We start from the raw sequence: 26,993 nt of genomic DNA, 5'->3' as shown, positions 1-26,993 counted from the left end.
GGACCGATAGACTCGTCTCCCGTGGATACCACCCTCCAGGACCCGCTCGTGGGCCAGCTGCTCGACGGCCGTTATCGCGTCCAGGCGCGCATCGCCGCAGGCGGTATGGCCACGGTCTACCAGGCCATGGACACCCGGCTCGACCGCGTGCTCGCGCTGAAGGTCATGCACCCGGGCCTCGCCACGGACGAGGCGTTCGTCGAGCGCTTCATCCGTGAGGCGAAGTCGGTCGCGCGGCTGTCGCATCCGAATGTGGTGGGCGTCTTCGACCAGGGCACGGACGGTACGTACGTGTATCTGGCCATGGAGTACGTCGCGGGCTGCACGCTGCGCGATGTGCTGCGCGAGCGGGGCGCCCTGCAACCGCGGGCCGCGCTGGACATCCTGGAGCCGATCCTGGCCGCCCTGGGGGCCGCGCACCGTGCCGGGCTGGTGCACCGCGACATGAAGCCGGAGAACGTCCTGATCGGCGACGACGGCCGGGTCAAGGTCGCCGACTTCGGTCTGGTGCGGGCGGTGGACACCAACACCACCGCCTCGACCGGCTCCGTGCTGGGCACCGTCTCCTACCTCGCTCCCGAGCAGCTGGAGCACGGCACCGCGGACGCCCGGGTCGATGTCTACGCCTGCGGTGTGGTGCTCTACGAGATGCTGACCGGCGGCAAGCCGCACACCGGCGGCACCGTGGCGCAGGTCCTCTACCAGCATCTGCACGAGGACGTGCTGCCGCCGTCCGGGCTGGTGCCCGCCCTCGCACCGCAGCTGGACGAGCTGGTGGCGCTGGCCTGTGCCCGCGAGCCGCAGCTGCGGCCGCAGGACGCGGTGGTGCTGCTGTCCCGGGCGCAGGAGGCCCGGGCGCAGCTGACCGACGCCCAGCTGGACGTCGTACCGCCGCAGGCCAGGGACCTGGCCGCGGGGGGTGCGGTCGACGAGTTCGCGCGTACGGACGTGATACCCCGCGCCGGCGGAGTGCAGCCGCCGCTGCCGGGGGCCGGTGAGGCGGAGCTGAACCGCACCAGCCGGCTGGAGGTGCCGACGGCCTCCGAGCAGACCACCCGGCTGCGGCCGGTGCCCGCCGAGGAGGCACCGCCCCGCCGCGGGCTCCGGCGGCGGCCGCTCGTCACCGTCGTCGCGGCCGTCCTGCTGATCCTCGGGGTCGGCACGGGCGTCTGGTACGTCACCGACGGCCAGTTCACCACCGTCCCCGCGGTGCTGGAGATGACACAGGCCAAGGCCGAGAAGACCCTGCGGGACGACGGCCTGGGCGTGAAGGTGGTGCGCGGCTTCAGCTCGAACGTGGAGCGCGGGCACGTCATGAAGACGGATCCGGCGACCGGCAAGCAGATCCGTGGCACCGGCACGGTCACCGTCACCATCTCCCGCGGCCCGGAGATCGTCGAGGTCCCGGACCTGTCCGGCACCCCGGTCGCCGACGCCAGGCGCAAGCTGCGCGACCGCGGGCTGGTGCCGGCCACCGTCACCCGGCAGTTCAGCGACGAGGTGGCCAAGGGCTCGGTGATCCGTACGGACCCGGTTGCCGGGACCAAGCGGCGGCCCGATACGGGCGTGGGGCTGACGGTCAGCCGTGGCAGCGCGGTCGGAGTCCCCGGCGTCCTCGGCAGCGACCGCACGGACGCGGCGAACACGCTGCGCGAGGCCGGGTTCCAGGTGCGTTTCGCCGACGCGCCGGTGTTCTCCACCCAGGACAAGGGCACCGTCGCCCGGCAGAACCCGGCCGAGGGCAAGCAGCTCGGCAAGGGCGACACGGTCACCCTCACGCTCTCCCAGGGGCCGGAGATGATCGCCGTCCCGAACGTCACCGGCAAGAACGTCGATGACGCCAGGAAGCAGCTGACGGATCTGGGCTTCCAGGTCGAGGTGAAGAAGCCGTTCTTCTTCCCGAAGGACACGGTCGACACCCAGTCCGTCGACCCCGGGAAGAAGGCGCCGAAGGGCGGCACGATCACCATCGAGCTCAAGGGCGGGCTGTAGGACCCGCCGTCCGTGCCCCACGGCTGCCGTCCGGCGGGCGTGGGGCACCTGGCACCCTGGGAGGGTGAGTACCTTCCCCGAGGGCGACGCGCAGCGCGCCCGTGCACGCAACCCGGTCGGCGGCCATGTTCCGGTGGCCGGCGGCCTGGCCAGGACCGGCCTTCCCTACGCCCGGGAGATGGGCGACGAGGTCGTCCAGGTCTTCGTGGCCAATCCGCGCGGCTGGGCGACGCTGCCCGGCAGCCCCGCACAGGACGAGGCGTTCCGGGCGGCCTGCGCCGAGGAGGGTATTCCGGCGTATGTCCATGCGCCGTACCTGATCAACTTCGGTTCGCACACCGGGGCGACCGTCGACAAATCCGTGGACTCGTTGCGCCACTCGCTGCGCCGCAGCCGGGAGATCGGCGCGCTGGGCGTGGTCGTGCACACCGGTTCGGCGACCGGCGGGCGGCCGCGCGAGACGGCGATGGCGCAGGTCAGAGAGCGGATGCTGCCGTTGCTCGACGAGCTGACGCACCCGGACGACCCCTGGCTGCTGCTGGAGCCGACGGCCGGGCAGGGGGCGTCGCTGTGCGCACTGGCCGAAGATCTCGGTCCGTACTTCGACGCGCTGGACCGGCACCCCAAGCTGGGGATCTGCCTCGACACCTGTCATGCGTTCGCGGCCGGGCACGACATGGCGGCGCCGGGCGGCACGAAGGCGCTGCTGGACGAGCTGGTGGAGGTCGCGGGCGAGGGCCGGCTGAAGCTGATCCACGCCAATGACTCCAAGGATGTCGTCGGTGCCCACAAGGACAGGCACGAGAACATCGGCGTCGGTCACATCGGTGCGGAGCCGTTCGGCGAGCTGTTCCGCCACCCGGCGACGGAGGGTGTGCCGCTGGTGGTCGAGACCCCGGGCGGCAAGGAGGGGCATGCGGCGGACGTGGCCCGGCTCAAGGAGCTGCGCGGGGCCTGAGCCCCGTCCCGGGCGCCGGGGTCAGAGCTCGGGGCCGTCCCCGGGCTCCTCCTGGTAGGAGTAGCGCTGCTCTTGCCAGGGGTCGCCCAGGTTGTGGTAGCCGCGTTCCTCCCAGAAACCGCGGCGGTCGGCCCGCATGTACTCGATGCCGCGGACCCACTTGGGGCCCTTCCAGGCGTACAGGTGCGGAACGATCAGGCGGACCGGGAAACCGTGCTCCGCGGTGAGGAGTTCACCCGAGCGGTGCGTGGCGAAGAGGCATTTCTCCGCGGCGAAATCCTCGATCCGCACATTCGAACTGAAGCCGTACTCGGCCCACACCATGACATGGGTGACGTCGGGAGCCGGCGGTGCGAGTTCCAGGATCGTCCGGGTGCGTACTCCGCCCCATTCGGCTCCCAGCATGCTGAATTTCGTCACGCAGTGCATATCGGCAACGACCGTGGTGTACGGCAGTGCCGTGAATTCCTCGTGCGACCAGCAGTGTTTCGCGTCGTCGGCGGTGGCGCCAAAAGCCCGGAACTCCCAGCGTTCGGCGCGGAACTTCGGCACCGGCCCGTAATGCGTCACCGGCCAGCCCCGCTGCAACCGCTGCCCCGGAGGCAGCTGAGGATGCTCCTCTTCGCGGCTTTCCGGCTGACCCATGCCCTCCATGGTGTCAGACCGGAAGGGGTGCCGATGACCAGGGAAGGGAGGGATTGGGGCAACTCGCACTAAGCGTGCACTTACTGGACGCCCCGCTCCGGGCGGTGCGAGGATGCGGCACCTGCCCAGTTCTCGCGTGGAAGGAGCCCGCAGCCATGCAGGGCGACCCCGAGGTCATCGAATTCCTCAATGAGCAGCTGACCGCCGAGCTCACCGCGATCAACCAGTACTTCCTGCACGCCAAGATGCAGGAGAACTTCGGCTGGACGAAGCTCGCGAAGTACACCCGCTCAGAGTCCTTCGACGAGATGAAGCATGCGGAGATCCTGACGGACCGGATTCTCTTCCTGGAAGCTCTGCCGAATTACCAGCGGCTGTTCCACGTGCGGGTGGGCCAGACCGTCACGGAGATGTTCCAGGCCGACCGGCAGATCGAGGTCGAGGCCATCGACCGCCTCAAGCGCGGTATCGAGCTCATGCGCACCAAGGGCGACATCACCTCGGCGAATATCTTCGAGGACATCCTCGCGGACGAGGAGCACCACATCGACTATCTCGACACCCAGCTGGAGCTGGTGGAGAAGCTCGGAGAAGCGCTCTACATCGCCCAGGTCATCGAGCAGCCGAGCTGAGCGAGCGGCCGGATGCTCCCCCTCGGCACGGTCGACAACGGCTGCGGGAGACCCCCGTCGCCCCTGAGGGCTACGCGGCCTCCGAAAGCGCCGCGGGCCCCACGGCGTCCGCCTCCGCGCCCAGCGGTTCGGGCGCGCCGGTCTCGATGAGCTCCCTGCGGGGGCAGGCGCCCCGGCCGAGCAGGGACTGGATGCGCTTGACGCAGCCGCCGCAGTCGGTGCCGGCCTTGCAGGCGGAGGCGATCTGCCGGGGCGTGCAGGCACCCGTGTCCGCGTGCTCACGGACCTGCTGCTCGGTGATCCCGAAGCAGGAGCAGACGTACACGCGGCTTCACCTTCCGTGGAGTCACCTCACCCGTCCGGCTGATCTTGAGTGAGGTAACCCTTACCTTACCTGGCTCGGCGGGGGCCGCACAACGCAGTGGGGCGCGGATCACAGGATCCGCGCCCCACTGCGTTGTGTCGCTGCCCGTCAGTGCAGGTCAGCGGCCGACCGGCTCACTGGTCGCGGTACATCTCCGCCACCAGGAAGGCCAGGTCGAGCGACTGGCTGCGGTTGAGCCGCGGGTCGCAGGCGGTCTCGTAGCGCTGGTGGAGGTCGTCGACGAAGATCTCGTCGCCGCCGCCCACGCACTCGGTGACGTCGTCACCGGTCAGCTCGACGTGGATACCGCCCGGGTGCGTGCCGAGGCTCTTGTGGACCTCGAAGAAGCCCTTGACCTCGTCCAGCACATCGTCGAAGCGCCGGGTCTTGTGACCGGAGGCCGCCTCGAAGGTGTTGCCGTGCATCGGGTCGCAGATCCAGGCGACCTGCGCGCCGGAGGCGGTGACCTTCTCGACCAGCTCGGGGAGCTTGTCGCGGACCTTGTCCGCTCCCATGCGGGTGATGAAGGTCAGCCGGCCCGGCTCCCGCTCCGGGTCGAGACGCTCGATGAGCGTCAGCGCGTCCTCGGGGGTGGTCGTCGGGCCGAGCTTGACGCCGATCGGGTTGCGGATGCGCGAGGCGAACTCGATGTGCGCGCCGTCCAGCTGACGGGTGCGCTCGCCGATCCAGACCATGTGGCCGGAGACGTCGTAGAGGTTGCCGGTGCGCGAGTCGACGCGGGTCAGCGACGACTCGTAGTCCAGGACCAGCGCCTCGTGGGAGGCGTAGAACTCGACGGTGCGGAACTCCTCCGGGTCCACCCCGCAGGCGTTCATGAAGTTCATCGCGCGGTCGATCTCGCGGGCCAGCGCCTCGTAGCGCTGTCCGGAGGGCGAGGACTTCACGAAGTCCTGGTTCCAGGCGTGCACCTGCCGCAGGTCGGCGTAGCCGCCCGTGGTGAAGGCGCGCACGAGGTTCAGCGTCGCCGCGGAGGCGTGGTACATCCGCTTCAGCCGCTCGGGGTCCGGGATCCGGGCCGCCTCGGTGAACTCGAAGCCGTTGACGGAGTCGCCGCGGTAGGTCGGCAGCGTCACCCCGTCGCGGGTCTCGGTGGGCTTGGAGCGCGGCTTGCTGTACTGGCCGGCGATCCGGCCGACCTTGACCACCGGGACGGACCCGGCGTAGGTCAGGACGGCGCCCATCTGGAGGAGCGTCTTGAGCTTGTTGCGGATGTGCTCGGCGGATACGGCGTCGAAGGCCTCCGCGCAGTCGCCGCCCTGAAGCAGGAACGCCTCACCACGGGCGACCGCTCCCAGGCGCTCGCGCAGCTGGTCGCACTCGCCCGCGAAGACGAGCGGCGGATAGGACTCGAGCTCCGCGATCACATCGCGCAGAGCCTTTTGGTCCGGCCAGTCAGGCTGCTGCGCCGCGGGCAGGTCTCGCCAGGTGTGGCCACCGGCGTGGGTTTCAGCGTTCACGGTCACAAGTCCCACATTACGGGGTCCCGTGAGGGTGTCCGTCCGGGCATCCGGACTGTGAGACGCACGGGACCCGGACGGTCCGGTAGGGTGCCACCCATGTGCACGCGACCGGCCATGAACATGAACTGGTGGTGGACCGCTCATCCGGCGGCCCACTGATTCGCGCGCACACCACACACTTCGCGAAGGCCGCCCGAGGGGCGGCCTTCAGCCATGTGCGGCGGCCGTTCCTCCTCTCCCGGAAGGAACCCCGTCATGCACCACGAGCCCCCCGCCGCCCACCCGGACGCCGCCGCACTCGTCCGGCGGCTGCTCGACCCCGCCTGCCCGCCGTTCGCCCTGCTCCACCGCCGCACGCCCGGCCGGGAGGCGGCCTCCCCCACTCTCGGCTCCGCTCCAACGGGAGGTGCCCCCGGCGTCGAGGTGCTGATCGGTGAGGTCGACGAGGTCGGGCGGCTGGCCGACATCCCGCTGGGCGAGGGGGCGCCCGGCGCGCCGGTGACCGACGCGCTCGCGCTGATCCCGTTCCGGCAGATCCGCGAGCGCGGCTTCCGGGCCCATGACGACGGCACACCGCTGGCCGTGCTGCGCCCCCGCGAGAGCGCGGAGCTGCCGCTCGACGAGGTGCTGGCGGCGCTGCCCGTGCAGGACGTACGGGTGACGGACGGGGCGTTCGACGTGGACGACGACGCCTACGCCGAGATCGTCGGGCGGGTAGTGCGGGACGAGATCGGCACCGGCGAGGGCGCGAACTTCGTCATCCGCAGGACCTTCGAGGGCACCGTCGAGGACTTCTCGGCGGCCGGCGCGCTGGCGCTGTTCCGGCGGCTGCTGGCCGGTGAGCGCGGCGCGTACTGGACGTATGTGGTGCACCGCCCCGGGGTGCACACCCTGGTCGGCGCCAGCCCCGAGGTGCACGTCCGGATGACCGGCGCCAGGAGCGGGCCGGATGAGGCCCCGTCCGGCGACGGCGCGGCGGCCGGGACGGTGGTGATGAACCCGATCAGCGGCACCTACCGCTACCCGGAGGGCGGCCCCACCGCCGAGAGCCTGCTGGCGTTCCTCGACGACCGCAAGGAGGCCGAGGAGCTGTCCATGGTGGTGGACGAGGAACTGAAGATGATGTGCACCGTCGGCGACAGGGGCGGGGTGGTGGTCGGGCCCCGGCTCAAGGAGATGGCACACCTCGCGCACACCGAGTACGAACTGCGCGGCCGGTCCACCCTGGATGTGCGCGAGGTGCTGAAGGAGACGATGTTCGCGGCGACGGTCACCGGGTCGCCGGTGCAGAACGCCTGCCGGGTGATCGAGCGGTACGAGCCGGCGGACGCCGGGGGGCGGGGCCGCGGCTACTACGCGGGGGCGCTGGCGCTGATCGGCCGGGACGCGGGCGGCGCGCAGACGCTGGACTCGCCGATCCTGATCCGTACCGCCGACATCTCCGCGGACGGCCGGCTGCGGGTACCGGTCGGCGCCACTCTCGTCCGCGCCTCCGACCCGCGCAGCGAGGTCGCCGAGACGCACGCCAAGGCCGCGGGGGTGCTCAGCGCGCTGGGGGTACGGCCGGCACCCGCGCGCGGGCCCGCCGGGGACCGCGGTCAGCGGCTGGCCGACGACCCCCGGGTGCGGGCCGCGCTGGACGCCCGCCGGGCCGGTCTCGCGCCCTTCTGGCTGCGGATGCAGACCACCGCGCCGATCGCCGAGCTGAGCGGGCACGCGCTGGTCGTCGACGCGGAGGACACCTTCACCGCGATGCTGGCGCATCTGCTGCGCACCTCGGGGCTGGACGTCACCGTGCGCCGCTTCGACGAGCCGGGGCTGCGCGAGGCCGCCCGCACGCACCGGGGCCCGATCGTGCTGGGCCCGGGTCCCGGGAACCCGTCGGACGCCGCCGACCCGAAGATGCGCTTTCTGCGGTCGCTCACCGCCGAGCTGGTCGCCGGGCACCGCGAAGGCCTTCTGGGGGTCTGCCTGGGGCATGAACTGCTCGCCGCCGAGCTGGGGTTGGAGATCGTCCGCAAGGAGGTGCCCTGCCAGGGCGCGCAGGAGCGGATCGACTTCTTCGGCCGCCCGGAGACCGTCGGCTTCTACAACACCTTCACGGCCCGCTGCGACGACACCACGGCGGCCGAACTCGCCATGCACCGGGTGGAGTTGAGCCGGGACGCGGACAGCGGCGAGGTGCACGCGCTGCGCGGTCCGGGCTTCGCCGGAGTGCAGTTCCACCCGGAGTCGGTGCTGACCCTGGACGGCGCCTCGGTCACCGCACAGCTGCTGGCAGCTGTCCTCGTGTGACCAGCATGTTCTCGTTGGTGCGGTGGGCCAGGTGGTCCTCGACGTTGGCCACGGTGGCCGCGACGATCTGGCCGACCGCATCCTCGGTGAAGTACGCCTGGTGCGAGGTGACCAGCACATTGCCGAAGGTCATCAGGCGGGCGAGGGTGTCGTCGTCGATGATGTCCAGGGACTTGTCGAAGAAGAAGAACTTGGCCTCCTCCTCGTAGACGTCCAGGCCGACACCGGTGAGCCGGCCGGCCTTGAGCGTGTCGACCAGGGCCTCGGTGTCGATGAGCCCGCCGCGGCTGGAGTTGACCAGGATCGCGTCGTCCTTCATCGCGGCGAGCGCGGCGGCGTCGACGATCCGCCGGGTCCCGTCCACCAGCGGGAGATGGAGGCTGATCAGGTCCGCCTCGGCCAGCAGCCGCTCCCGGGGGACGTAGCGCATGCCCAGCTCCACGCAGCGCGGGTTCTCGGCGAGGTCCCAGCCCAGCAGGTTCATCCCGAAGCCGTGGGCGATCCGGGTGAACGCCTCGCCGATCCTGCCGGTGCCGAGCACCCCCGCCGTCCGCCCGCGCAGATCGCGGCCCATCAGGCCGTCCAGCCGGAAGTCGAAGTTACGGGTGCGGGTGGTGGCCCGGACGATCCGCCGGTTGACGGCCAGCGCCAGCGCCCAGGCGAATTCGGCGACCGCGTAGGGGGAGTAGCAGGAGACCCGGCCGATGCTCATCCCGAGGTCGGCCGCGGCCTCCAGGTCGATGTTGTTGAAGCCCGTGGAGCGCTGGGCGATCAGCTTCGTCCCGCCGGCCGCGAGGGCCTGCAGGACGTCCGCGCCCAGATCGGCGTTGACGCTGGAGCTGACGATCTCGTAGCCGCGGGCGATGGGCGCGGTGTCGCGGTTGAGGAAGACGTCCAGGCTGCGGACCTGGTGGCGGCCGGCGAAGGCCTTCTCCAGGTACGGCCGCTCATCGGCCTGCACCCCGAAGGCGACGATCTCCACGAGCTCTCCCGGTTCTCCCGCCGGTGGTGCGCCCCGCCCAGGAGCGAGGGGCCGGATACCGCACGTATGCCGAATACGGCACACAGGGCGAATACGGCGAATATACGACCCCTTGCCCGCGGGTGCCGCCCGGAGCCCGGGACGGCGGCGGGAGGTTGCGGCTCACGGGTCGTGGGCACCCGCGGCCGGCTCAGCCGAAGAACACCCCGACCTCGGCGTAGCGCGCCGGGTCGACGGTCTTCAGCTTGGCGGTGGCCTCCGCGATCGGCACCCGGACGATGTCCGTGCCGCGCAGCGCGACCATCTTCCCGAAGTCGCCGTCACGCACCGCGTCGATGGCGTGCAGCCCGAAGCGGGTGGCCAGCCAGCGGTCGAAGGCGCTGGGGGTACCGCCGCGCTGGGTGTGCCCGAGTACCGTCGTCCGCGCCTCCTTGCCGGTCCGCGCCTCGATCTCCTTGGCCAGCCACTCCCCCACCCCGGACAGCCGGACATGCCCGAAGGAGTCGGTGGAGTCGTCCTTGAGCACCATCTGGCCGTCCTTGGGCATCGCGCCCTCGGCGACGACCACGATCGGGGCGTAGCGGACCTTGAAGCGGGAGTCGATCCACCGGCAGACCTGCTCGATGTCGAAGCGCTGCTCCGGGATGAGGATGACGTTCGCCCCGCCGGCGAGCCCGGAGTGCAGCGCGATCCAGCCGGCGTGCCGGCCCATCACCTCGACGACCAGCACCCGCATATGGGATTCGGCGGTGGTGTGCAGCCGGTCGATGGCCTCGGTGGCGACGCCGACGGCGGTGTCGAAGCCGAAGGTGTAGTCGGTGGCGGACAGGTCGTTGTCGATGGTCTTGGGGACGCCGACGCAGGGGACGGCGTGTTCGCCGCAGAGCCGGGCGGCGACGCCGAGGGTGTCCTCGCCGCCGATCGCGATCAGCGCTTCGACCTCCTGCTTGGCGAGCGTTTCCCTGATCCGGCGGACGCCGTCCTTCTCCTTGAAGGGGTTGGTCCGCGAGGAGCCGAGGATGGTGCCGCCACGGGGGAGGATGCCGCGCACCGCCGGGATGTCCAGCGGGACCGTGTCGCCTTCCAGCGGCCCGCGCCAGCCGTCCCGGAAGCCGACGAACTCGTATCCGTACTCCTGGGTGCCCTTGCGGACGACACCCCTGATCACTGCGTTCAGACCCGGGCAGTCACCGCCGCCGGTCAGTACTCCGACCCGCATCGCTGCTTCACCTACCTCCCGTCAGTGGCCGCGCACGGCCGTGTGTGAGCCGACGCCGGTCACGCTAATGGTGATCTGGGTCACTCCGGGATGGTGCAAACGGCGATGTCCGTGATTTACCGGGGAGTTGGCAGGGGGCGTTCACCCGTACGGGCGGCTTCCTCCGGGTGGCGGCCGGAGCGGACGGTGAGCGCCCCGGTCACGCCTCGCCGGGGCCGAGGCTTCGCTCCTCGTCGCGGCCGCGCTTCACCCCTCGTCGAGGCCGCGCTCTATCGCATAGCGCACCAGCTCCACGCGGTTGTGCAACTGGAGCTTGCCGAGGGTGTTCTGGACGTGGTTCTGCACCGTGCGGTGCGAGATCACCAGCCGCTCGGCGATCTGCTTGTACGAGAGTCCCTTGGCGACCAGGCGCAGCACCTCGGTCTCCCGGTCCGTCAACTGCGGTGCGCCCACCTCGTCCGGCGCCGCCGGGGCCGGTTCGGTCGCCAGCCTGCGGTACTCGCCGAGCACCAGACCGGCCAGGCCCGGGGTGAACACCGCGTCTCCGGCGGCCGTGCGCCGCACCGCGTCCAGCAGCTCTTCGGTGCTCGCCGACTTCAGCAGATAGCCGGTCGCCCCGGACTTGACCGCCTCCAGGACATCGGCGTGCTCCCCGCTCGCGGAGAGCACCAGCACCCGCAGCGCCGGATTGGCACCGACCAGTTCCTGGCACACCCGTACGCCGGGCAGCCCCGGCAGATTGAGGTCCAGGACCAGCACATCGGGCCCCGCGGCCTGCGCCCTGCGGACCGCCTGGAGGCCGTCACCGGCCGTCGCGACCACCTCGCACCCGGCCTCCGCCAGATCCCGCGCGACCGCGTCCCGCCACATCGGGTGGTCGTCGACCACCATGACCTTCAGCCCCTGCTCGCTCACGCTCCGCCCTTCCCCCGTTTTCCGCCCTCGGGCGCACCGCCCTTGGGGACCGTCAACTCCACTTCCGTGCCCTGGCCGGGGACCGAGATCCACTCCGCGCTGCCGCCCAGCTCCCGCAGCCGGCCGCGGATCGACAGCGCCACCCCCAGACGGCCCTCGCGCTCGGCGTCCGCGAGCCGGCCCTCGGGGATGCCGGGGCCGTCGTCGCGGACCGTCACGATCACCGCATGCGGTTCGTCCTCCACCAGGATCCATGCGTGGGCCTTCGCCCCCGCATGCACCCGTACATTGTCCAGCGCGGCACTGACAGCGGCCGCGAGCTCGGCCGCCGCGGCGGGCGGCAGCGCGACCGGGGCACCGGGTTCGGAGAAGGTGACACCGGCGCCCGCGTACGGCGCGAGCAGCGCCCGCACATCGCACGGTCCGTCACCGGGCGGCGCCGGCACGGCCACGGCGGACGCCGCGGCCCACTCCCCCGCGCCCCCGTCGGCCCGGTGCGGCACCGTCGCCCGGAGCGCGGGCGGCGACACCAGCCCGCCGGCGACCAGGGTCCGCAGCGCGACCTCCTGCTCACCGGCCATCCGCCCGAGTTCGCTCGCCTCGCCGCCGATCTCGGCACCGCGCCGCTGCACCATCGCCAGCACCTGCAGCACGCTGTCGTGGATGTCGCGGGCCAGCCGCTCCCGCTCGCGGGTGGCGGCCTCGATCTGCAGGGCGCGGGCGAGGGTGCGCTCACTGGAGCGGGCCACCTCGACGACATAGCCGAGGCCGACGCTGGCCACCCACACCAGCACCACGTTGTGGATGGTGTCGCGGGCCAGCTCCTGGCGCTCGACGAGATTGGCCACCGCCACGACGGAGGAGGCCACCGCGGCCCAGCGCCAGCCGCCCTTGATCGCGAAGCCCAGCACCGCACCCGCCGTCCAGATGGACGGCAGCGTCGGCCCGCCGCCCATGATGCGGGCGTGGGTGTCGACCACCAGCGTGAGCAGGATGCCGCCGATCGCGAAGCCGAGGTCGGCGATGAGGAAGTGCCGGGTGCAGCGCTCCGCCGAGGTGGTGCGCTGCCAGGTCAGCGCCGTCCAGACGGTCAGCGCGCCCATATAGGCGGCGGCGCCCAGCGGATGGGCGTACTGCCGGTAGGAGAGCGCGACCAGGCAGAGGGTGTAGACGAGGGTGAGGATCCGGTAGCCGGTGAGCGCGCGCCACAGCGGGAGCTCGACGGACATCCGCAGCACCTTCGGAGGGCGTTTGCCGTGGCGCCTGGCGGCCATGGAGGCGGCGCCCGCCGTACCGGTGCCGGTGCCGGTGCCGGTGGCCGAATCCGTTCCCGAACCCGTGCCCGTATGCGTGTCCGTATCCGTCATTGCCGTCCCCCTCGCCGGGCGCGGTCACGCCCGGTCTCGGCCCTGCGCGTCTATTCGGCGGCCGCCTTCTTGGCCCGCTCCGCCTCGGCCTTCTTCTGTGCCTCGGCCTGTGCCGCCTCGGCCTTCGCCGCGTCGGCGATCTGCCGCTTGGCCGCCGTCGCGTAGATGTCGACGTACTCCTGGCCGGAGAGCTTCATGATCTCGTACATGACCTCGTCGGTGACCGACCGCAGGATGAAGCGGTCGCCCTCCATGCCCTGGTAGCGGGTGAAGTCCAGCGGCTTGCCGATGCGGATGCCCGGCCGGATCATCTTCGGCACGATCTTGCCGGGGGGCTGCACCTTCTCGGTGTCGATCATCGCCACGGGGATGACCGGCGCCCCGGTGGCCAGCGCCACCCGCGCCAGACCGCCCGGCTTCCCGCGGTAGAGCCGGCCGTCCGGGGAGCGGGTGCCCTCCGGGTAGATGCCGAACAGCTCACCGCGCTCCAGCACCTCGATACCGCTCTTGATCGCCGCCTCGCCCGCGCCCCGGCCGCCCGAACGGTCCACCGGCAGCTGGCCCACGCCCTTGAAGAACGCGGCGGTCAGCTTGCCCTTGACCCCCGGGGAGGTGAAGTACTCGGACTTCGCGATGAAGGTGACCTTGCGGTCGAGCACCGCGGGCAGGAAGAACGAGTCCGAGAAGGACAGGTGGTTGCTCGCGAGGATCGCCGGGCCCTCGGCGGGAATGTTCTCGATGCCTTCCACCCAGGGCCTGAAGGCAAGCTTCAGCGACCCGCCGATGGAAAACTTCATTGCGCCGTAGATCAACCGACTGCCTCCTGTGTGTGACGCAAAGACCTTAACCTGCCACGGTGGCCCCCTCGCGCCGCGGCTGGCGCCGGACCTATCCGCCCGCCATCACTTTGCGTACCCTGAGGTAACTCGCCAGCCCCCCTCATCGATCGGAGACCCCCGGTGCCGCTCCTTCCCGGAGCCGAGCCGTTCCGCCGTGACGGCGGAGAGGTCGGCGTCCTTGTGTGCCACGGCTTCACCGGCTCCCCCCAGTCCGTACGCCCCTGGGCCGCATACCTCGCCGACCAGGGGCTCACGGTCAGTCTGCCGCTGCTGCCCGGTCACGGCACCCGCTGGCAGGATCTGCAGATCACGACCTGGCAGGACTGGTACGCCGAGGTCGACCGCGAGCTGCGGGCGCTGACCGAGCGCTGCACCTCGGTCTTCGTCTGCGGCCTGTCGATGGGCGGCGCGCTGGCGCTGCGGCTGGCCGCCAAGCACGGCGACGCCATCAGCGGGGTGGCCGTGGTCAACCCCGCCAACAAGGTGCACGACGCGGCCGGGCCGCTGCTGCCGGTGCTGCGCCATCTCGTCCGGACGACCAAGGGGCTGACGAGCGACATCGCCAAGCCCGGCGCCGAGGAGGTCGGCTACGACCGGGTGCCGCTGCACGCCGCGCACTCGGTGCGCCGCTTCTTCCAGCAGGTCGACTCCGAACTCCCCGCTGTCACCCAGCCGTTGCTGGTGATGACCAGCCCGCAGGACCATGTCGTCCCGCCGGCGGACTCCGAGCGCATCCTGAGCCGGGTGTCCTCGACGGACGTCCGCCAGACCCTCCTGGAGCGCAGCTTCCACGTCGCCACCCTCGACCACGACGCGGAGCAGATCTTCCGGGAGACCTTCGCCTTCATCACCCGGCTCGCACCGCACGCGCGGGCGGACGCGGCTTCGGAGGGGACGGCGGCCAGTGGCGGAGCGTAGCCCCCGCGACCCCCGGGACCCGCTGGACGAAGAGGCCGCCTGGGCCGAGATCGTGGCGGGCTACGGCGACCAGCCGTCGTTCCCCCCGGAAGACGGCGACGACGGCACGGACGAACCGGCGGGGAACGGCGGCACGAACACGAAGGGGACCGGGGAGGACACCGCGGCCGGCGGCGCGGAGAACGCCGGGAAGGACTCCACGGCGGGCCCGGCGGGCTCCGAGTCCTCCGGGAAGGACTCCCCGGACGACTCCGGGAAGGACCGGCCCGGGAAGGACGGGCCCGGGAGGGACGGGCCCGGGAGGGACGGACCCGGGGACGGCAAGGGCGATGCCGCCCGCCCCGGCAGCTTCGTCGTCTTCGCCCCGGGCGTCGGCCCCCGCAACTGGTCCCCCTCCGAGCCGTCCGACGACGACTTCGACGAGACCGACGAGGGCCACTTCACCCCGCCCGAGCCGCCCCCGCTGCCGCAGGCCGATGTCACCGCCAAGTTCGCCTGGATCGCGGTGATCGGCGGTCCGCTGCTGCTGGTGGCCATGGTGCTGCTGCAGCAGCCGGTGACCTGGTGGATCACGGTCCTGGGCATCGGCGGCTTCCTCGGCGGGTTCGCCACCCTGGTGGCCCGGATGAAGAACGACGACGAGGACGACAACGACCTGCCGGGCAGCGGCGCGGTGGTGTGAGTCAGCGGTGATGTGGGTCAGCAGTGGTGTGAGTCAGCGGTGATGTGTGTCAGCGGTGGTATGAGCCGGCCCCGCCCGGCACCCGCAGCGCGGCCAGCACCGGCAGATGGTCCGTCGCAGCGGCCAGGTCGCTCTCCCGTACCCCCGGCAGGCCGTGCGGCACACCGCAGCCGAGGACTTCCACGCCCGGCGTGGTGAAGATCGCGTCGATCCGCTGCTGCGGGTCACGGGGCGTGGAGGTGAGCTCCCCGCCCCACGGCCGTGCCGCCCAGGCATCGGTGAGCGCCCCCGCCAGCCGCCGGAAGCTCCCGCCGTCCGGCCGCTCGTTGAGGTCACCCCCGGCCACGGCGTACGGCACACCGAGGGCCGCCAGCCGCTCCAGCAGCAGTCCGGCCTGCACGTCACGCTCCCGGGCGGCGAGGCTGAGATGGCAGCTGAGCGCGCCGAGCCGTACGCCGCCGATCCGCACCACGGCGGTGGCGAAACCGCGCTGGTGCAGGCCGGGGGTGCGGGGCAGCAGGACATCCTCCGTGCGCTCCACCTGGGCGCGCAGGGTGGACAGGATCATCGGTCCCGCCGCGGTGGCACCGCCGGTGACGTACACCAGGCCGGCCGCGCGGGCCAGCTTCTCGGCGGCCTTGCGCCAGCGGAAGAACCGCGGCGCCTCCTGGATCAGCACGAGATCGGGAGCGCAGGCCCGGATGACCCTGGCCAGCGCCGCCCGGTCGTCGCGCATCGAGCGGATGTTGTAGCTGAGCACCCGGATCACGGCCGTACCGTCGGGCTCGGTACGGGAGTCGGGAAGCCGGAGCACGGCGGCGGGTCCTCTCACCGGGATCGTCACGCGGGCCAAGATAGAGCACCGCCCGCCGCACCCCTGGGGGACGCGACGGGCGGTGCCGTACGGATGAGCAGGCGTGCGGGCCCGCGGGCCCTCAGCCCTGGCGCGCCAGGTCGGCCGCGCCGACCAGACCGGCCTTGCCGCCGAGCTGGGCGGCGAGCACCTGGGCGTGCGGCCGCCACTGGTTGCCGACCAACCAGCGGCGGAAGGACTTGCGGATCGGCTCCAGCACCAGCTCGCCCTCGTCGGAGACGCCGCCGCCGACGATGAAGGCGGCCGGGTCGAAGAGCGAGGCGAGGTCGGCGAGGCCGGCGCCGGCCCAGCGGGCCAGCTCGCGGAACGAGTCGATGGCGACCGGGTCACCCTGGCGGGCGGCCTCGCTGACGTGCCGCCCCTCGATGCCCTCGGAGGTGCCGTCGCCCAGCGACAGCAGGATCTGGGCGTTCTCGGGGGTGGCGAAGGCGCGCTGGCGGGCATAGCGCAGCAGGGCGCGGCCGGAGGCGTACTGCTCCCAGCAGCCCTGGTTGCCGCAGCCGCAGAGCAGTCCGTCGGGCACCACCCGGATGTGCCCGAATTCGGCGGCGACGCCGAAGCGGCCGCGGCGCAGCTTGTTGCCGATGATGATGCCGCCGCCCAGGCCGGTGCCGAGGGTGATGCAGATGACGTCGCTGTGGCCCTGGCCGGCGCCGAACTTGTACTCACCCCAGGCCGCGGCGTTGGCGTCGTTCTCGACGACCACGGGGAGGCCGACGCGCTGTTCGACCTTGTCCTTGAGCGGTTCGTGGCGCCAGTCGATGTTCGGTGCGAACAGGACCGTGGCGCGCTTCTCGTCGACATAGCCGGCGGCGCCGATGCCGACGGCCTCGACACGGTGGCCGGCCCCGACGGTCCGGACCGCGTCCGCGATGGCCTCGGTCAGCGCTTCGGTGGCATGCGGAGTCGGAACCTTGCACGTCTCAAGGATCGAGCCCTCTTCGTCGACCACGCCGGCCGCGATCTTCGTGCCGCCGATGTCGACGCCGATGGTGAGTCCCATGTGTCCCTCAGTTTTTCGCTCGAACCCCGCCGGGACCCACCGTACCGGAGGCAGGGGGGCCGACCGTGCCCGTCGGACGGCGGGCCCGGGCGGCCGCCCCGGGGGTGCGAGTACGGCCGGGACTCAGTCGAGGTCGATCCGCTCGGTGCCGGTGGGGCCGTCGTCGTCGCGGGGGTCGTCGCCGCGGCGGGCGGCGGGGCCCTCGTCGAGGTCGTCGCGGGTCCAGCGGCGTTCGCTGCTCTCCACGGCGGAGCGGTAGGCGGCGAGGAGTTCGGAGCCGGCCGCGGCGAGGTGGTCGAAGAGGTCGGGGTTGCGTTCGATGACCGGCTCGACGGCGGCCTTGGCCTGCTTGAACAGCTGGCTGACGGCGCCCTGCGCGGCGATGCCGCCGAGCGCGCCGGGCAGCTGGATGCCGGAGAGCTTGTCGGTCACCGCGTCGGCGAGCTTGCGCAGCTCCTCCGCCGCGCTGCCCGGCTGCGGGCCGTGGGCCGCGCGGTGCCGGGCCTTCTCGGCCGCGAGGTCCTCGGCGCAGGCCGTCTCCCAGGCGTCGGCGTCGGGCGCGGCCCCGCGGTCGGCGGGGCGCTCGGTGGCATCACTCATGAGGAACTCCGTGACTCCTGCGGCGAGGCGGTACGGCGAAGGGGTGCGAGGCACCCCGGGGCGGGGCCCACCCTCGACGGTACCCGAACGGTGGTCGCGTTCAGTCGCTCTTGGGCCACAGGTCAGGATCGGGGGTGAAGCGGATCTCCAGGGAGCCGTCGCGCAGTCCGGCGCCGGAGACCGTGCAGCGGCGCAGCGCGGAGGGGAGCGTACGGATCCGCCGGAAGCGGCCGACGCTGACCACGATCTCGTCGCCGCGGCGCACCAGGCCGAGGCCCTTGCGCTCGGCGCCGGGCAGCGGCACCCGCCAGACGAGGATGCCGTCGGTGGCCAGCCGGTCCTCGACGGTCCAGGGGTCGGGGCGGGGTCCGTCGTCGGGTTCCTCGGCGCCGGTCCCGGCGGCCGGCCCGTCGAGCAGCCCGTCCAGCTCGTCGACGCCCTGCGGGTCGCGGCCCAGGTGCGCCACCTCGTGGACCGGGATGTCGGGGAACTCCTCGCGCAGCGCCTTGAGGGCGGTCTGCTGACTGCCGGAGAGCGCGGCGAGGAACGGGTCGGCCGAGCCGGTGGGCAGCAGCCGGTTGACGACCACACCGTCGGTGCGGCGGCCGTGCAGCGCCAGGCCGGCGCGGAGGGTGCGCAGGGTGGCGGCGGCGACCGGTCCGGCGTCGGTGACCAGGCGTACGGACGTGCCGGGGTCGTCGATCGCCCGCTGGACGGCGGCGAGTTCGCTCTCCCAGCGCCCGGCGGCGTCGTAGAGCTTCTGGGCCGGCATCGGGACACCGGCGAGCTGGGCGAGCACCGGACGCAGGGCGCGGGCCGCCTGGCGTTCGGGCGGCAGCAGGCGGCGCAGATAGCGGCGCACCTGGGCCGGCAGGGCGAGCAGCCGGATCGTTTCGGCGGCCGGGGGCATGTCGACGACGACCATGTCCCAGTCGCCCGAGGCGTGTTCGGCGCGCAGCGCGTGCAGCAGCGCGAAGTCCTCGGAGCCGGGGAGTTCGGTGAGTTCGTCCTCGTCGAGGGGGGTGGCGCCGAGCAGGTCGAGGGCCGCGCCGGCCCGCTCCTGGAAGGCGAGGAATTCCTGGCGGAAGCGGTCGCCGGGGTCGATCCGCAGGGCGTGCAGGCCCGGCGCTATCGGGGTGGGGGCGTCGGCGCCGAGAGGGGTGCCCAGCACCGCCTCCGGGGCGCTGCTCTGGGTGGTGAGCAGCAGCGCCCGCGCGCCCCGGCGGGCGCCGGCCAGGGCGGTCGCGGCGGCGAGCGTGGTGCGGCCCGCGCCGCCGGGGCCGGTGACGAGGACGGTGCGCACGCTCAGAGCTTCTTGGCCTCGTCGGCGGACCCGGCGGCGTGGTCGGACCCGGCGGCGTACTCGGCGGGACCGCTCTCGACGCGCTTCTTCAGCCCGGCCAGCGCCCGGTCGATGATGACCTTCTCGGCCTTGCGCTTGATCATTCCGAGCATGGGGATCTTGACGTCGACGGTGAGCTGGTAGGTCACCTCGGTGCGCGCGCCGTTGCCCAGCGCGGCCAGGCGGTAGGAACCGTCGAGGGCACGCAGCATCTGCGACTTGACCAGGGACCAGCTGACCTCACTCTCGCCGGTCCAGGTGTAGGCGAGGGTGTGGTCGTCCTTGATCGCTCCGGCGTCCAGCAGCAGGCGCACCTGCGCGGCGCGGCCGTGGTCGTCCTTGTCCAGGACCTCCGCCTCCTTGACCTCTCCGGTCCATTCCGGATAGCGGTCAAAGTCGGCGATCACTCCCATCACTTCGGCGGGTGCCGCCTCGATCGTGATGCTCGAGCTGGTGTGTTCGGCCATCGCCGTGACTCCTCCATCATGCCGATTCATGCCGGTCCGCCGACCTTCCCCGAGCTCTCGTCTCCGCCCCCGCTCCCGGCTTCGCCTGAGCGGGGACGTCCCCGTGAGCCGGGGAGACCCCGTTGCGCGGTGTCTGTGCTGCTACCGGCTCTGAGGCTACCGCGCGGGAACCTGCGGGCGGACACCAGCAGGCCCGGTACGACGGGGCGAGGCGCCTCCCGGCCGCCCGTCACCGGGTTCACGACCGGGGGCCACCGGGGTTCACGCCCCGGGACGGCCCGGGTTCACGCCCCGGGGCCGCCGGTCTCACCACTCCATGACATAGGGCGTCCCGGTCGCATTGAAATGGCCGACATTGATGCATTCCGTGGCCCCGACCCGGACCCGCCGGGCCAGCGGCTGGTGCACATGGCCGAAGAGGGCGTAGCGCGGCCGGGTGGTGCGGATGGCGTGCAGCAGGGCGGTGCTGCCGCGCTCGAAGCGGCGGGCGACGGTGTCGTAGCAGAGCTCGGGGACCTCGGGCGGGATGTGGCTGCACAGCACGTCCACCTCGCCGACCGCCTCGATCTTGGCGGCGTACTCCTCGTCGCTGATCTCGTAAGGGGTCCGCATCGGCGTGCTCAGGCCGCCGCCGACGAACCCGAAGACCCGGCCGCCGATCTCCACCCGCTGGCCGTCCAGGACGGTGGTGCCGGGTCCGGCGTACTCGGGCCACAGCCGCGGGATGTCGACGTTGCCGTAGGTGGCGTAGGTGGGGGTGGGGAAGGCCGCGAAGAGTTCGGCGTACTGCTTGCGGACCGCGCCCTCGATGACGGACTCCCGGCTCGCGCCCGTGGCGTCGAGCTCGCCCCACAGCCGGCGGCCCAGTGCGCGGGCCTCCTCGAAGCGGCGGGCGGTGCGCAGTTCGACCAGCGCGCTCGCGTTCCCTGCGCCGAAGAGGTCGGGGAAGATGCCGCGCGAATGGTCGGCGTAGTCGAGGAAGAGCACCAGGTCGCCGAGGCAGAGCAGGGCATCGGCACCGGTTCCGGCCGCCGCGAGGTCCCGGCTGTTGCCGTGTACGTCACTGACCACATGCACACGCATGGCGTCACCCTAGATCGCGCGGGCGGGCGCGGGGAGGGGGGCCGGCACCCCGGGTTACTTTCGGGTCACCGACCCGCTGGTCTAGTCTGCGCGGGAAAAGTACCCCAGGCGTGCCCCACGGCGTGTGACGCATCGAACATCTGGCCATCCCCCCTATCCCGAACGCAATACCCATGGGTAACGTCCGGGCAGTCCAATCCCCCTTGCACCACCATGGACCGCCGTCGGTGTACACACAGCGTCGTGGCGCCGGCGCTTTTGAGGAGCAGCAGTCTTGCGCGAGTTCAGCCTTCCGGCCCTGTACGAGGTCCCCGCGGACGGCAATCTGACGGATCTCATCCGCCGAAATGCCGCGCAGCACCCGGATGTTGCCGTCATGGGACGCAAGGTGAACGGCGGGTGGCAGGACGTCACCGCCGCCACCTTCCTCGCCGAGGTCCGCGCCGCCGCCAAAGGTCTGATCGCTTCGGGCGTCCGGCCCGGCGACCGGGTCGGCCTGATGTCGCGCACCCGCTACGAGTGGACGCTGCTGGACTTCGCCATCTGGAGCGCGGGAGCCGTCACCGTCCCGGTGTACGAGACCAGTTCGGCCGAACAGATCCAGTGGATCCTCGGCGACTCCGGCGCGGTGGCCTGCCTGGTGGAGTCCCCCACCCACGAGGCGATCGTCGAATCGGTCCGCGACCGGCTGCCGGAGCTGGAGAACATCTGGCAGATCGAGCGGGACGCCATCGCGCGGCTGCGGGCCGCGGGCGCCGGCGTCACGGACGAGGAGGTGGACGCGCGCAGCGCGCTCGCCGACGCGGACTCGCCGGCCACCATCGTCTACACCTCCGGCACCACCGGCCGCCCCAAGGGCTGTGTGCTCAGCCACCGCAGCTTCTTCGCCGAGTGCGGCAACATCGTCGAACGGCTGCGGCCGCTGTTCCGCACCGGCGAATCCTCGGTGCTGCTCTTCCTCCCCATCGCGCATGTCTTCGGCCGGCTGGTGCAGGTCGCCGCGGTGATGGCGCCCATCAAGCTGGGCCACGCCCCCGACATCAAGAACCTCACCGACGACCTCGCCTCCTTCCGGCCGAAGCTGGTCCTGGGCGTGCCCCGGGTCTTCGAGAAGGTCTACAACTCGGCGCGGGCCAAGGCACAGGCCGACGGCAAGGGCAAGATCTTCGACAAGGCGGCCGACGTCGCGATCGCCTACAGCCGCGCGCTGGACACCCCGCAGGGCCCGGCGCTCGGACTGAAGCTGAAGTACAAGGTCTTCGACCGGCTGGTCTACGGCAAGCTGCGCGCCGTCCTCGGCGGCCGCGCCACCCACGCCATCTCCGGCGGCGCCCCGCTGGGCGAGCGCCTGGGCCACTTCTACCGCGGCATCGGCTTCACCGTCCTGGAGGGCTACGGCCTGACGGAGTCCTGTGCGGCCACCGCCTTCAACCCCTGGGACCGGCAGAAGATCGGCAGCGTCGGCCAGCCGCTGCCCGGTTCGGTGGTGCGGATCGCCGACGACGGCGAGGTGCTGCTGCACGGCGAGCACCTGTTCACCGAGTACTGGAACAACCCGTCGGCCACCAAGGAGGCGCTGTCCGACGGCTGGTTCCACACCGGCGACCTCGGCACCCTCGACGAGGACGGCTACCTCGCCATCACCGGCCGCAAGAAGGAAATCCTGGTCACCGCGGGCGGCAAGAACGTCGCCCCGGCCGTGATCGAGGACCGTATCCGTTCGCACGCCCTGATCGCCGAGTGCATGGTCGTCGGCGACGGTCGGCCGTTCATCGGCGCGCTGGTCACCCTCGACGAGGAGTTCCTGCCCCGCTGGGCCGAGGAGCACGGCCACCCCGCCGATGTGACGCCGTCTCAGATCTCCGGGGACCCGGAGCTGCTGGCCGCCGTCCAGCGCGCCGTCGACGACGGCAACGCGGCCGTCTCCAAGGCCGAGTCGGTGCGCAAGTTCCGTATCCTGCCGACCCAGTTCACCGAGGAGTCGGGCCATGTCACGCCGTCGCTGAAGCTCAAGCGGAACGTGGTGGCGAAGGACTTCGCGGAGGAGATCGAGGCGCTCTACCGCGCGTAGGGGCCGGCCCTGCGGGGCCGCACCGGTACACCGGAATCCGCCGTCGTGGCAGCGCGCCACGGCGGCGGATTCTCGTTGCCCGGGACGCCGTATGCCGGAGCCGTACGGGGGCGGATGCCTTCGCCTTCCGGGCGGGGTCCCCTAGAGCAGTTCCTTCAGCCGTTCCGCCAGCAGGTCCCAGCGCCACTTCTCCTCCACCCAGGCGCGGCCGCGTGCGCCCATGGCGCGGCGCAGATCCGGGTCCTGGAGCAGGGCGACGATGCGGTCCGCGGTGGGGGCCGGGGAGCCGCCGGGCACGACCCAGCCCGTCTCGCCGTCCAGGACCGCGTCGGGGGCGCCGCCCGAGTCGCCCGCCACCACGGGGAGTCCGGTGGCGGAGGCCTCCAGGTAGACGATGCCCAGGCCCTCGACGTCCAGCCCGCCGCGGCGGGTGCGGCAGGGCATCGCGAAGACGTCGCCGGCGCCGAAGTGGGCCGGCAGCTCCTCCCAGGGGACCGCGCCGGTGAAGCGCACCGCGTCCCCGACGCCCTTCTCCCGGGCCAGCGCGCGCAGCTCCTTCTCGTACGGGCCGCCGCCGACGATCAGCAGGACGGCATCGGGCACCGCGGACACGACGGCCGGCATCGCCTCGATCAGGGTGTCCTGGCCCTTGCGGGGGACGAGCCGCGAGACACAGACCACCACCGGCCGGCCGGTGAGCCCGAGCGCGGCCCGTACGGCGTCACCCCCCGAGCCGGGGTGGAAGGTCTTCTCGTCCACCCCGGGCGGGAGTTGGACCATCCGCCGCGCGGCCTGCGGGGTGAGCGCACCGGCGATCCGCGAGCGGGTGTACTCGCCGAGGTAGGTGAGCGTGTCGGTGCCCTCGCCGATCCGGCGCAGCAGCTGCCGGGCGGCCGGCAGCTGCGCCCAGCCCGCCTCGTGGCCGTGCGTGGTGGCCACGATGCGGCGGGCACCGGCCGAGCGGAGCGCCGGCGCCATCAGCCCGAGCGGCGCCGCCGCGCCGAACCACACCGAGGAGCAGCCGTGTTCACGCAGCAGCGCGGCGGCCCGCCGGGTCACCCGCGGGGTGGGCAGCAGCATCGTCGTACGGTCGCGTACCACCGGGAACGGCTGCTCGGCGTCGAAGGCCGCGGTGGCCGCAAGACCCTCGGCGCCGCGCTTCCAGGTCGAGGCGTAGACGACGACCTGGGAGGGGTCCAGGCGCAGCGCCATGCTGTGCAGGAAGGCCTGGATGCCGCCGGGCCGGGGCGGGAAGTCGTTCGTGACGATCAAGGTCTTGTGCACGATGGTCTCTCGGCGGTGTCTCGGCTGTCGGTCGCGGCGTTCGGTCGCGGCGGTTTCGGCCCGACAGTACCGTTCGGCGCCCGGCCGGGTGCGGCCCGCCCCGCCACGCCCCCTCTCGTCTACGGTCGTGACCGGCCACTACGGGCATCATGCAGAGGGCACGAGCGGTCCGCGGTGCGCCGGGCGCCGGGTCCGCGGTACCGCGGGCGGCGCCGGAGGCCGACGGCCGAGGAGCGATGAGGTGACGATGAGCAGCATCAGCAGAGCGCGCGGGGTGTGGCTCCCCGTCGCGGCCTGGGCCGTGACCCGGGCCGTGATCCTGCTGTGCGTCCTGAGGGTGCTGGTGCTGCCGGGGCCGGATGTCACCAGCGATGTCTCGGTGATCTATCAGAACTGGTCCGAGATCCTGAAGACCGGCACCTTCCCGCTGGCCGATGTGACCTGGCAGTACCCGCCGGCCGCGGCGCTGGCGATCCTCTCCCCCGGCCTGCTGCCGTTCCTGGACTACGCCCCCGCGTTCTACACCCTGATCCTGGTCACGGACGCGGCGGCGCTGGCGCTCTTCCTGCGGGCCGGCCGCCGTCCCGGCCACCGCCCGGCGGGGGCCTGGGTGTGGATCGCGGGCGTGGCGCTGCTGGGCCCGACCGCCTACGCCCGCTACGACCTGATGGTCACCGCCGTCGCCGTCGCCGCGCTGTTCGCGGCCGCGCGCCGGCCACGGGTGGCGGGCGCACTGGTCGCCTTCGGTGCGCTGCTCAAGGTCTGGCCGGTGCTGCTGCTGACGGGGGCGGCGGTGCGCGGGCGCCGGGCCCGCGCCCTGTGGTGGAGCGCGGGCGGCACCGCGGCCGGACTGACCCTGTTCTTCGTGGCCGCCGCACCGGGCGCGCTGGCCTTCCTCACCTTCCAGCGCGACCGCGGCACGGAGGTCGAATCGCTCGGCGCGCTGGTCTTCCACATCGCCCGGCAGTACGGGTGGGACGGGCAGGTGCTGCTGCACTACGGCTCGCTGGAATTCCTCGGCCCCGGTGTCCCGCTCGTCAGCACCGTGGCGCTCACCCTGAGCCTCGCCGCCGTGGGCTGGCTGTTCCTGTGGCGGCTGCGCGCCGGGGAGCCGGGCCCCACGACGCTGTGCGACGCCGCCTTCACCGCCACCCTGCTGTTCACCACCACCAGCCGCGTGATCAGCCCGCAGTACATGCTCTGGCTGGTGGGGCTCGCCGCGGTGTGTGTGACGCTCCGGGCGGGCCGGCAGACGCTGCCGGCCGTGCTGGTCCTGCTGGCCACCGGGCTCACCCAGCTGGAGTTCCCCGTCTGGTTCGCGCACATCGTGGCGAGCGATCTGCCGGCCGTCGTGGTGCTGGCCGTGCGCGACGGCCTGCTGGTCGCCGCGTCGCTGCTCGCCTGCCGCCGGCTGTGGGTCTCGACGCGGGACGGCGGACCCGGGCGTACGGGGCCGCCGGACGTGGTGCGCGCACGCCGGCCGGCCGACGGGAGCACCGCCGCTGCCCCACGGCTCACGGGCGCCGCGCAGCAGACCCCGGCGGACGGGTCGCCCGCACCGGGACACTGAGCCCGGCGGGCCCCCTCACCGCCGCAACTGTGCCTTCACATAGGCCCGCCACTGCCGGGTGAACTCCGCGAGGCCGATGCCCAGTTGGGAGCGCAGGGCGCGGTCCGTCCGGTCGGCACGGGCCGGCGGCCGGTGCCCGGGCCCGGCAGCCGGTACGGCCGTTCCGGAGCCCGCGGCGACCGCCGTGGCCGCCGTGGCCGCCTCCATCGGCGCCCCCGCCCTCCCCGACGAGACACCGAGCGCGCTCTGTCCCGCCGCACGGTAGAAGGCGATCAGCCTGTCCTCGCCCCACTTGCCGGCGATCATCCGGCAGGCCAGCCAGCTGCCCTCGTAAGCCTTGGCCAGCCGGTCGGCGCCGCCCTTGAAGCCGAAGTCCGCATCGGTCGGCAGGCGGGCGGGGACCGTGCCCCGGGCGACGGCACGGGTGAGTTCGGGGGCGGTGGTGGCGGGCTTGCGGTGGCTGCCCCGGTAGGCGACCCAGTCGGCGAATCCCTCCGAGAGCCACAGCGGGGTCGCCGCCGTGGTGGCCGTGCGGGTGGCGACATGGGTGGTCTCGTGGGTGAGGACCACCGTGCGGCCCAGGTCGTTGAGTTCTTCGTAGGCTTCGGGATTGACGATCACACGGTCCGCGGGCGCAGGGGTGGAGACCCCCGCCTCCCCCGTGGTGACCGCCGCGATCCCCGCATAGCCGGACGCGTCGTCGCTGCCCATCAGCTGCGCCATCCGCTCGACCGAATCCGGCGCCTCCACCACGACCTTCCGCGACCACTTCCCCTTCCAGGCCGCCGACACCGCGGGCACCGCCCGGTCCACCCTGTGCGCCAGATCCTTCAGCCGCGCCAGGTGCGCGGCGTCGCCCAGGACCAGGCTGTACCGGCCGCGGACCAGCCGCACCGGGCCCTGGTCCCACAGCTGGCGGGTGCCGCTCCTGCCCGCCGGCGCGCCGTCGGTGTCGGAGGAGACCAGCCAGCGGCCGTCCCGCCGGGTCAGGGTGAGGTACTGGACGGCGTGCACCGGCGAGGTGTCATAGCCCTTGAAGCGGTAGCGCAGCTGCACCTTCACGGCCAGGTGCGCATCGGTCTCGCCGGCCGCGAGCGGGAAGGCGCCGGTCGCGTCGAGGTCGTAGTGCCACTCGGCCAGCGGCACGCCCGCGAGGTGGGCGAACATCGCGCGCTGGCGGTCCCGGTAGCCGGTGGCCCGGGGGTCGACGGTGGCCAGGAAGCCCGCCGCGTCCCGCCGCTGGACGGCCCGCGCTCGGGTGTCGAGCATCCGCTGGACGTCCGGGTAGCGGGCCGGGGTGGAGTTCGTGGGTGCGCAGCCGGTCAGCGGAGCGAGCAGCGCGAGGAGCAGGGCGGCACAGCCCGCCGCCCCGGCCCGCGGCAGCCGTCGCCCTGCCCACTGGTGTGACAT

At 72.5% G+C, this 26,993-nt stretch carries 24 protein-coding genes; 8 read left to right on the top strand and 16 right to left on the bottom strand.

All coding sequences use genetic code 11. From position 1 onward, the window contains the following. The first annotated feature begins 21 nt into the window (after positions 1 to 21). Both pknB and D9V36_RS32070 read left to right on the top strand, forming a co-directional pair. Positions 22 to 1,992, top strand: coding sequence for a Stk1 family PASTA domain-containing Ser/Thr kinase (pknB, locus tag D9V36_RS32075; RefSeq protein WP_129296841.1), 1,971 nt, complete (start codon positions 22 to 24; stop codon positions 1,990 to 1,992). Positions 1,993 to 2,056: 64 nt separating this feature from the next. Beyond that, positions 2,057 to 2,950, top strand: a complete 894-nt coding sequence (locus D9V36_RS32070; protein ID WP_129296840.1) for a deoxyribonuclease IV — start codon at positions 2,057 to 2,059, stop codon at positions 2,948 to 2,950. Positions 2,951 to 2,971: 21 nt separating this feature from the next. Here D9V36_RS32070 and D9V36_RS32065 read toward each other — a convergent pair whose 3' ends face one another. Beyond that, a complete protein-coding gene (locus tag D9V36_RS32065; RefSeq protein WP_129296839.1) occupies positions 2,972 to 3,595 on the bottom strand; it encodes a sulfite oxidase-like oxidoreductase in 624 nt (207 codons plus the stop codon). Between the two features lie 155 nt (positions 3,596 to 3,750). Here D9V36_RS32065 and bfr point away from each other — a divergent pair, with 155 nt between their 5' ends. Then, the gene (gene bfr / locus D9V36_RS32060) at positions 3,751 to 4,227 is read left to right on the top strand and encodes a bacterioferritin (RefSeq protein WP_088797267.1); all 477 of its coding nucleotides are present in this window, start codon (positions 3,751 to 3,753) and stop codon (positions 4,225 to 4,227) included. Between the two features lie 70 nt (positions 4,228 to 4,297). Here bfr and D9V36_RS32055 read toward each other — a convergent pair whose 3' ends face one another. Together D9V36_RS32055 and D9V36_RS32050 are read right to left on the bottom strand one after the other, a co-directional pair. Then, positions 4,298 to 4,552, bottom strand: coding sequence for a (2Fe-2S)-binding protein (locus D9V36_RS32055; protein ID WP_129296838.1), 255 nt, complete (start codon positions 4,550 to 4,552; stop codon positions 4,298 to 4,300). A 173-nt stretch (positions 4,553 to 4,725) separates the two neighbouring features. After that, on the bottom strand, positions 4,726 to 6,075 hold the full coding sequence (locus D9V36_RS32050; protein ID WP_129296837.1) for a class II 3-deoxy-7-phosphoheptulonate synthase: 1,350 nt from the start codon (positions 6,073 to 6,075) through the stop codon (positions 4,726 to 4,728). A gap of 252 nt (positions 6,076 to 6,327) precedes the next feature. Between D9V36_RS32050 and D9V36_RS32045 the strand changes: the two genes are divergently transcribed. After that, positions 6,328 to 8,367 carry an anthranilate synthase family protein gene (locus D9V36_RS32045; RefSeq protein WP_129296836.1) on the top strand — a complete coding sequence of 680 codons (2,040 nt, stop codon included), beginning with the start codon at positions 6,328 to 6,330 and terminating at the stop codon, positions 8,365 to 8,367. On the opposite strand, the gene D9V36_RS32040 is transcribed toward D9V36_RS32045, so the two are convergent. The 5 genes from D9V36_RS32040 to D9V36_RS32020 all read right to left on the bottom strand — a co-directional run bounded on the left by D9V36_RS32040 (position 8,333) and on the right by D9V36_RS32020 (position 13,647). Beyond that, the gene (locus D9V36_RS32040) at positions 8,333 to 9,349 is read right to left on the bottom strand and encodes a 2-hydroxyacid dehydrogenase (RefSeq protein WP_129296835.1); all 1,017 of its coding nucleotides are present in this window, start codon (positions 9,347 to 9,349) and stop codon (positions 8,333 to 8,335) included. The two genes, D9V36_RS32045 and D9V36_RS32040, sit on opposite strands and share 35 nt — an antisense overlap. Before the next feature lie 190 nt (positions 9,350 to 9,539). Then, entirely contained in the window at positions 9,540 to 10,568 is a 1,029-nt protein-coding gene (locus tag D9V36_RS32035) for a 6-phosphofructokinase (RefSeq protein WP_129296834.1), read from the bottom strand. 246 nt (positions 10,569 to 10,814) lie between these two features. After that, positions 10,815 to 11,459, bottom strand: a complete 645-nt coding sequence (locus tag D9V36_RS32030) for a response regulator (RefSeq protein WP_381652008.1) — start codon at positions 11,457 to 11,459, stop codon at positions 10,815 to 10,817. Positions 11,460 to 11,479: 20 nt separating this feature from the next. Further along, positions 11,480 to 12,757, bottom strand: a complete 1,278-nt coding sequence (macS, locus tag D9V36_RS32025; protein WP_431357768.1) for a MacS family sensor histidine kinase — start codon at positions 12,755 to 12,757, stop codon at positions 11,480 to 11,482. Positions 12,758 to 12,900: 143 nt separating this feature from the next. Then, positions 12,901 to 13,647, bottom strand: coding sequence for a lysophospholipid acyltransferase family protein (locus D9V36_RS32020; protein WP_088797274.1), 747 nt, complete (start codon positions 13,645 to 13,647; stop codon positions 12,901 to 12,903). Positions 13,648 to 13,809: 162 nt separating this feature from the next. On the opposite strand from D9V36_RS32020, the gene D9V36_RS32015 reads away from it, so the two are divergent. Together D9V36_RS32015 and D9V36_RS32010 are read left to right on the top strand one after the other, a co-directional pair. Beyond that, positions 13,810 to 14,607 carry an alpha/beta hydrolase gene (locus tag D9V36_RS32015; RefSeq protein WP_129296832.1) on the top strand — a complete coding sequence of 266 codons (798 nt, stop codon included), beginning with the start codon at positions 13,810 to 13,812 and terminating at the stop codon, positions 14,605 to 14,607. Further along, positions 14,594 to 15,289 (top strand): hypothetical protein, encoded by a 696-nt coding sequence (locus D9V36_RS32010; RefSeq protein ID WP_129296831.1) that lies wholly within the window; start codon positions 14,594 to 14,596, stop codon positions 15,287 to 15,289. The genes D9V36_RS32015 and D9V36_RS32010 overlap by 14 nt, the downstream gene beginning before the upstream one ends. Before the next feature lie 49 nt (positions 15,290 to 15,338). On the opposite strand, the gene D9V36_RS32005 is transcribed toward D9V36_RS32010, so the two are convergent. The 6 genes from D9V36_RS32005 to D9V36_RS31980 form a co-directional block, all read right to left on the bottom strand. Beyond that, the gene (locus D9V36_RS32005) at positions 15,339 to 16,103 is read right to left on the bottom strand and encodes an endonuclease/exonuclease/phosphatase family protein (protein ID WP_129298825.1); all 765 of its coding nucleotides are present in this window, start codon (positions 16,101 to 16,103) and stop codon (positions 15,339 to 15,341) included. Between the two features lie 121 nt (positions 16,104 to 16,224). Then, positions 16,225 to 17,166, bottom strand: coding sequence for an ROK family glucokinase (locus D9V36_RS32000; protein ID WP_129296830.1), 942 nt, complete (start codon positions 17,164 to 17,166; stop codon positions 16,225 to 16,227). A gap of 123 nt (positions 17,167 to 17,289) precedes the next feature. After that, positions 17,290 to 17,766 (bottom strand): DUF5304 domain-containing protein, encoded by a 477-nt coding sequence (locus D9V36_RS31995; protein WP_129296829.1) that lies wholly within the window; start codon positions 17,764 to 17,766, stop codon positions 17,290 to 17,292. 100 nt (positions 17,767 to 17,866) lie between these two features. Then, on the bottom strand, positions 17,867 to 19,069 hold the full coding sequence (locus D9V36_RS31990; protein ID WP_129296828.1) for an ArsA family ATPase: 1,203 nt from the start codon (positions 19,067 to 19,069) through the stop codon (positions 17,867 to 17,869). Between the two features lie 2 nt (positions 19,070 to 19,071). Further along, positions 19,072 to 19,575 (bottom strand): SRPBCC family protein, encoded by a 504-nt coding sequence (locus D9V36_RS31985; RefSeq protein WP_129296827.1) that lies wholly within the window; start codon positions 19,573 to 19,575, stop codon positions 19,072 to 19,074. 306 nt (positions 19,576 to 19,881) lie between these two features. Then, positions 19,882 to 20,658, bottom strand: a complete 777-nt coding sequence (locus D9V36_RS31980; RefSeq protein ID WP_129296826.1) for a metallophosphoesterase family protein — start codon at positions 20,656 to 20,658, stop codon at positions 19,882 to 19,884. A 274-nt stretch (positions 20,659 to 20,932) separates the two neighbouring features. Here D9V36_RS31980 and D9V36_RS31975 point away from each other — a divergent pair, with 274 nt between their 5' ends. Beyond that, positions 20,933 to 22,729 (top strand): AMP-dependent synthetase/ligase, encoded by a 1,797-nt coding sequence (locus D9V36_RS31975; RefSeq protein ID WP_129296825.1) that lies wholly within the window; start codon positions 20,933 to 20,935, stop codon positions 22,727 to 22,729. Between the two features lie 141 nt (positions 22,730 to 22,870). Here D9V36_RS31975 and D9V36_RS31970 read toward each other — a convergent pair whose 3' ends face one another. Continuing rightward, positions 22,871 to 24,013 carry a glycosyltransferase family 4 protein gene (locus tag D9V36_RS31970; protein WP_129296824.1) on the bottom strand — a complete coding sequence of 381 codons (1,143 nt, stop codon included), beginning with the start codon at positions 24,011 to 24,013 and terminating at the stop codon, positions 22,871 to 22,873. A gap of 247 nt (positions 24,014 to 24,260) precedes the next feature. On the opposite strand from D9V36_RS31970, the gene D9V36_RS31965 reads away from it, so the two are divergent. Continuing rightward, a complete protein-coding gene (locus tag D9V36_RS31965; RefSeq protein WP_129298824.1) occupies positions 24,261 to 25,583 on the top strand; it encodes a glycosyltransferase 87 family protein in 1,323 nt (440 codons plus the stop codon). Between the two features lie 15 nt (positions 25,584 to 25,598). Here D9V36_RS31965 and D9V36_RS31960 read toward each other — a convergent pair whose 3' ends face one another. Continuing rightward, a complete protein-coding gene (locus D9V36_RS31960; RefSeq protein ID WP_129296823.1) occupies positions 25,599 to 26,993 on the bottom strand; it encodes a hypothetical protein in 1,395 nt (464 codons plus the stop codon).

This window comes from Streptomyces lydicus, from assembly GCF_004125265.1.
In the GTDB taxonomy this organism is placed as follows: Bacteria; Actinomycetota; Actinomycetes; order Streptomycetales; family Streptomycetaceae; genus Streptomyces; species Streptomyces lydicus_C.
Note: the sequence above shows the minus strand (reverse complement) of the source record. Positions and strands in the feature narration are given on the sequence as shown.